Origin of the sequence: Paenibacillus sp. FSL A5-0031, from assembly GCF_001956295.1 — a bacterium.
Lineage (GTDB): Bacteria > Bacillota > Bacilli > Paenibacillales > Paenibacillaceae > Pristimantibacillus.
In genome coordinates, this window is sequence record NZ_MRTD01000036.1 from 22,210 (window position 1) to 28,930 (window position 6,721).

5 protein-coding genes are annotated in these 6,721 nt (G+C 44.4%); 4 read left to right on the forward strand and 1 reads right to left on the reverse strand.

The window, feature by feature from the left end:
• Nucleotides 1–55 precede the first annotated feature (55 nt).
• From BK120_RS33115 to BK120_RS33130, 4 genes are all read left to right on the forward strand, one after another.
• The gene (locus BK120_RS33115; protein WP_076271728.1) at nucleotides 56–976 is read left to right on the forward strand and encodes an ArsR/SmtB family transcription factor; all 921 of its coding nucleotides are present in this window, start codon (nucleotides 56–58) and stop codon (nucleotides 974–976) included.
• A gap of 138 nt (nucleotides 977–1,114) precedes the next feature.
• Nucleotides 1,115–2,845, forward strand: coding sequence for an ABC transporter ATP-binding protein (locus BK120_RS33120; protein WP_076271729.1), 1,731 nt, complete (start codon nucleotides 1,115–1,117; stop codon nucleotides 2,843–2,845).
• Nucleotides 2,838–4,682, forward strand: coding sequence for an ABC transporter ATP-binding protein (locus BK120_RS33125; RefSeq protein ID WP_076271730.1), 1,845 nt, complete (start codon nucleotides 2,838–2,840; stop codon nucleotides 4,680–4,682). The genes BK120_RS33120 and BK120_RS33125 overlap by 8 nt, the downstream gene beginning before the upstream one ends.
• Nucleotides 4,683–4,780: 98 nt before the next feature.
• A complete protein-coding gene (locus BK120_RS33130) occupies nucleotides 4,781–5,341 on the forward strand; it encodes a DUF1232 domain-containing protein (protein WP_256711100.1) in 561 nt (186 codons plus the stop codon).
• A gap of 78 nt (nucleotides 5,342–5,419) precedes the next feature.
• Here the strand turns inward: BK120_RS33130 and glsA are convergent, their stop codons facing one another.
• Nucleotides 5,420–6,361, reverse strand: a complete 942-nt coding sequence (gene glsA / locus BK120_RS33135) for a glutaminase A (protein WP_076271731.1) — start codon at nucleotides 6,359–6,361, stop codon at nucleotides 5,420–5,422.
• Nucleotides 6,362–6,721: the final 360 nt, after the last annotated feature.

A 6,721-nucleotide genomic window follows, 5' to 3' on the forward strand; every position in this document is an offset into this window, starting at 1 on the left:
GCGGCTTTTGGGATGCCCTTCTATTATTATAGTATAGAGAGAGGAGGAGATCGTGATGATAAATGCGAATACGGATGAAGCTTGGCTGCCCTTATATGAGGCATTGGCTAGTCCTGTCAGGCTCTCCATCATTAATTTGCTTGCAACAAATATGATGAACGTAAAGGAGCTTGCTGAAGCTATTGGTCTAAGCAGCGCGATTGTAACGATGCATATTCGGAAGCTGGAGAAGGCTGGCATTGTAGAGACGAAGATGGTTCGTAAACATGGCGGCACACATAAAATTTGCTCGCTTGCTGAACGTACCATAACGATTGAACTGCCTCCTAAGGCGCTGGATGTGAAGAAGGTGCATGACGTTAGTGTGCCAGTTGGACATTTTACAGAATTTGAAGTGTTTCCGACTTGCGGCATTGCTACAACGGAGAAGCTGATTGGGCAATTTGACGATCCGCGTTTCTTCTTGGAGCCGGAGCGTATGAATGCAGGCATTCTTTGGTTCGGCAAAGGTTATGTGGAATACAAGGTGCCGAATTATTTGCTAGCGGGACAACGTCCTGTAGCACTTGAAATTACATTGGAGCTGGGTTCAGAAGCGCCAGGGGTAAACGATAACTGGCCATCTGACATAAATTTTTCCCTTAATGGAATGGATATCGGCATGTGGACGAGCCCTGGTGATTATGGTGATGTAAGAGGACGTTTCTCACCGGCTTGGTGGGGAGATCGGGTTAATCAATACGGACTGCTGAAGGTGATACGCATTCAAGAGGATGGGACGCTAATTGATGGACAGCATATGTCATCAACTAGTATCGGTGAAATTGGGTTGGAGCGTAATTTCTGGACATTCCGCATTGGCGTGAAGGAAGATGCCGTTAACGTAGGCGGGTTAACCTTATATGGCAAGGGCTTTGGCAACTATAATCACGATATTATGTTCCGAGTGTTCTATGAAGATGCGCGCAGTGTTTAAGGCAGCTTGACTGCCTTAAGCAGGCGCACCCCTCCCTCAGACTGCCCCGAGTTTATAATCGTGCATACCATTTTCTGTTCAAAAAGATATAATGAGTAGGATAGCTAATCTAAGCCATTATTACTCGGAGGAACAAAGATGCTGACTATGTTCACTTTTCTCAAAAAATATCGTTTTGCTGCTTACGTTGCTCTGCTGCTTATGCTGGTGGAGCTTGTAGTGGAGCTGCTTCAACCGTATATTATTTCAAAAATCATTGATGATGGTATTGATAATAATAATTTATCGGTTGTGCTGCAATGGGGCGGCTTTCTAATTGGTTGCTCTGTTATCGCTTTTATTGTAGGGATACTTAGTTCTTTCTATGCTTCACACGTAAGTCAGAGCTTCGGATTCGATTTAAGAGAGCGGCTTTATGAAAAAGTGCAATCGTTCTCATTTGCCAATTTTAATCGTTTTCCGGAATCATCGCTTATTACTAGATTAACGAATGACGTTTCACAGCTGCAAAATACAGTGTTCATGGGACTGCGTATTATGCTTCGCGCCCCATTGCTTGTAATCGGAAGTATCGTAATGGCCTTTATCGTTCAGCCTAAGCTGGCGATTTGGCTTGCTGCGGTCATTCCGTTTCTTGGTGTTTTTCTGCTTTGGGTGCTTAAAAAGGGAGAAAAGCTTTTTCGTTCTGTTCAGAAGCAGCTGGATCAAGTGAATAGCGTGATGCAGCAAAATTTAATCGGCATGCGAATCGTGCGTGTATTCGTTCGGATGAAGCATGAATCGAAGCGCTTTGCATTTTCCAGCGAGCAGCTGATGGATCGTACGGTATCCGCTCTTCGTTTAACGGAAGTTACGATGCCTATCGTGCTGTTATTTATGAATGCGATTGTTATAGCCGTGCTGTGGTTTGGCAGAATCGAGCTCGATCGGAATGGAGCATCCGTAGGTGAGGTGGTTGCCATTGTCAACTATGCGATGAGGACGATTGGTGCTTTATCCATCATGTCCATGATCGTGGTCAACTTCTCGAGAGCGCGCGCTTCAGCTCAAAGGATTGAAGAGGTAGTGCTAACGGATATCGACTTAACAGATACAGTTGACAGCGATGAAGCGGTAAAGCTTCGCGATGGCTACGTTTCCTTCGAGAACGTATCTTTTGAATATCCAGATTCCGATCTGCATGTATTGCGAGATATATCCTTCTCGGTATTACCGGGTGAGACAATTGCCATTATGGGTGCGACCGGTTCTGGCAAAACATCGCTCATTCAACTGATTCCTAGACTGTACGATGTGCAGACGGGCGTGATTCGCGTGGATGGCAAAGACAACCGCTTAATGAAGCTTGAGCAGCTTCGCAAGCAGATTGGTTATGTTCCGCAAGAAATCATGCTGTTTACAGGCACGGTGGCGGATAATATTCGCTGGGGCAAGGAGAATGCCAGCATCGAAGAAATCATAGAGGCTGCCAAACTAGCTCAAATCCATGACACCATTATGAAGCTGCCGGAACAATACGATACGATAGTGGGTCAAAAAGGAGTAAATCTCTCAGGAGGACAGAAGCAGCGTCTAACGATTGCGAGGGCATTAGTTAGAAAGCCGGTTGTGCTGCTGCTTGATGACAGCACAAGCGCACTCGATGTACAGACTGAGGCTGCTCTTCTGCAAGCACTTAAAAATATGAGCTGCACGACATTCCTCATCACGCAAAAAATAAGCTCAACCGTAGCTGCGGATTCCATCCTTCTGCTTGATGAAGGTCAATTGCTGGCACAAGGCAAGCATGACCAGTTGATCCGTGAATCCAGTTTGTATCAGAAAATATACGAGTCACAGTTCGGGAAGGAAGGTGTGTCCCGTGCTTAGACAATTAAAGGAGCCTTTTCAGTACCAAAGATCTGGGGAAGCGGTCGAATCCACTGCAGCAGGCAAAGGTAAACGTAAACCACGCGCGCAAAATATGAGTCAAACACTGAAGCAAATGTGGAGTTACCTAATCCTCTATAAGGGCAGACTTGCAGCTGTCATCGTAATGGTTATATTAAGCTCTGCGTTCTCATTGCTAGGACCCTATATGGCAGGTACCGCAATCGATCGCTTTTTGATGAACAGAGATAGCGGAATTATTGTTTTTCTACTATTGATGGCTCTCGTTTATGCGCTTCACTCGATCACGATGTGGCTCCAAAGTATATGGATGATAACCATTTCGCAAAAAACGGTCTATCGCATGCGGGTCGAATTGTTTGACCATTTGCACAGGCTGCCGATCCCTTTTTTCAGCAAGCGTCAGCATGGTGAACTCATGAGCCGCGTTACGAATGACATAGAAAACGTAAGCTCATCTTTAAATAGCTCTGTGATTCAGGTGTTTTCAAGTATCCTTCTTCTTGTTGGAACCGTAAGCGTTATGTTGTCCCTTAGTCCGCTTTTGACTCTATTAACCTTCCTCGTTGTGCCGCTTATGGTGCTTGGGATGAAATGGATCACAAAACAAACCGGCCGACTGTTCAAAGCTCAGCAGCGCAATCTTGGCGACTTAAATGGTTATATAGAAGAAACATTGTCAGGACAACGCATAGTGAAGGCTTTTTCTCAGGAAAAAACAGTCATCTCCGCCTTCAAGGAGCGAAACGAGCGTATTCGAGTTTCTGGCTTCTGGGCGCAGACGATTTCTGGTTTCATTCCGAAGCTGATGAACGCGTTAAACAACTTAAGCTTCACGATCATTGCAGGAATAGGTGCGATATTTGTTTTAAATGATCAAATAACGGTCGGTACAATTATTATATTTGTGGAATATTCCAGGCAGTTCACAAGACCGCTTAATGACCTTGCTAACCAGTGGAATACGCTATTATCTGCGGTCGCTGGTGCTGAACGTGTATTTGATGTGCTGAGCGAAGACGAGGAACGAAAAGATGAGGGAGCAGCTCGCGAACTGGCAGAAGTAAGCGGAAAAGTCGTTTTTGATAAAGTAACATTTGCTTATGAAGGAAGGACAGCTACGATAAGCGAGGTAAGCTTTGAAGCTACGCCAGGAGAGACGATCGCTCTAGTAGGTCCAACCGGAGCGGGTAAAACAACGCTCATCCAGCTTTTGTGCCGGTTCTATGATCCTAGCTCTGGCAGCATTATGATTGATGGGCACGATACACGTACGCTCAAACGTGAAAATTTGCGCTCGCATATGGCGTTTGTACTGCAGGACCCATTTTTGTTCGAGGGCACCATCTATGAAAATATCCGTTACGGCAAGCTGGATGCAACGGATTTGGAAGTCCAGCAGGCTGCAAAACTCGCAAATGCGCATTCCTTTATTTCTCGTCTGAAGGACGGGTACGGGACCGTACTCAAATCAGACGGCAGCGGAATTAGCCAAGGACAGAAGCAGCTTCTTGCCATTGCCAGAGCGATTCTAGCAGATCCTTCAATCCTTGTATTAGATGAAGCGACAAGCAGTATCGATACGGTGACCGAAATAAAAATCCAGGAAGCGCTGCAGCGGCTTATGAAAGGGAGAACGAGCTTTGTCATTGCCCATCGTCTGAACACCATTCAACAAGCGGATCAGATTGTAGTGCTGCGTGACGGTGCCATTTTGGAGAAAGGATCTCATTCACAGCTCCTTATGCAAAAAGGCTTTTACAGCTCGCTCGTTAATGGGCAGCTTAATAATGGCATGTTGAGTGAATCAGATTAAACGTCTGCATGGCACACTATTACTGATATACGCAAACCTTATTGCAACTATTTTAGGGGATGGAGAGTATTATTAGTTATATCAAGGAGGTGGGATGTATGACTATTACCCTGTGCCCCAAATGTGGAAACCAAAATGATGTCGAAGCGAACAGGCAAATGGTTGTGGAATGCTCCTCTTGCGGTACGATACTGATTGATGATGCAGATCTTAAAGATGCAGAAGAAGGGCTTCAAAGGACCTTGGATCATAAACAAATCAATCCGCCTGAGGAAGTTGATATAGAAAAGTACATTAGCAAATTAGGTGACCATGAGAAGCAAACGAAGTATGTAGAGGAAGGGTTTTGGGCAAAAGTGAAGCGACATGCAGCTAAGGTGCCGTTCGCTAAAGAAGTAGTCACGCTTTATTATTGCTCGGCTGATCCCAAGACGCCGCTATCTGCTAAGGTCACAGCTATTGGAGCTTTAGCCTATTGGATTTTACCGCTTGATCTTATTCCGGACTTTTTACCTGTAGCAGGTTTTGTTGATGATGCAACAGCCGTGTTCATCGCTTACAGGTCCCTTAGTGGCCAAATAACGGAAGACCACCGTGAGAAAGCGGAGCAGTTTTTCATATTGAACAAAAATGTGAAGCTAATTGATCCACAGTCGTAATCCAAACAGTAAAAAAAGGATGACCCAGCGAGTTTATCGCAAGCAGTCATCCTTTTTGTTTTCAAGTAAGGCAGTATATTAGAATAAGCTCCATTCAAACTCTCTCGATAATGACTCAAGAAGAGCAACACCAGCGATGCTGTTTCCTTTTCGGTTCAGCGATGGACCAACTAATCCGATACCGTAACGGCCAGGCACCAGCGTTAAAATACCGCCGGATACGCCGCTCTTGGCTGGCAACCCGACATGAATCGCAAACTCTCCAGAGGCATTGTACATGCCGCAAGTAATCATAAAGGTTTTGGCTATTTGAACGAAGCGGCGAGGAATAAGCTGTTCTCCGGTTGTAGGATTTTTGCCGTTATGCGCCAGCACCAAAGCCATTTGAGCCAAATCTGCACAGGTTACGCTGATGGAGCAGTGCCGGAAATAAACTTCAAGAACATCTTCAACTGATCCTTGCAGAACACCGTTATCTTTGAGGAAATATGCCATTGAACGATTAAGGTTCGCTGTATCGGCTTCAGAACGATAGACGTCCATATCGTAGTCAAGTGAGCTATTATTAGAAAGAAGGCGAAGGAAGTCTAACACTCGTGCAGATTTTTCAGCAGGATCTTTGCCAGCAATTAAAGAAGAGATCGCAATGGCTCCAGCATTTATTAGTGGATTAAAAGGAATGCCCGGCTGTACGAGCTCAAGCTTTAGCATTGAATTAAAGTTGTCTCCAGTAGGCTCCATGCCAACCTTGTCAAAAACGACATCTTCTCCGTTATCCATTAGCGCTAAAATGAGCGTGAATACTTTAGAAATACTTTGCATCGTAAAAGAGAGATCTGTATCGCCTTCAGATATAGAAAGGCCGTTTGAATCAATAAGGTGAATTCCTAATGCCCCAATCGGTGATTTCGACAGCTCGGGTATATAGGAGGCAACTTTGCCGCTGCTGCATTGTTCACGGCTTGATTCAACCCATTGTGGAAGCAGAGCTTGAATACGTTCGATTTCTGATAATGTCATTTTTATTGCTCCCTCTTGTGAACTAGCTCTAAAATTGGATAAATGGCTGAATAATCATATTATTATTCTATTATAATGACGAAGTGTTTATAAAGTTGGAATTTGTTAAGTTTATTTGAAAGTAATTGGTTATATTTTACCGAAAATCGAGTGAAAACATGCTTTTTAAAGTTTTTTTAAATAAATGCTTGACCAATTGGAGGGGGGCATGATATATTCTAATTCCGGCCGAGAGAAACACGCGGTCGACAAGAAAAACAAGCAAGACAAACGATAGAAAAGTTTGCTCTTTGAAAACTGAACAACGAGTAATAACTGCCTCGCAAATCCTTCGGGATAAGCGAAAAAAGCGATAAAAAA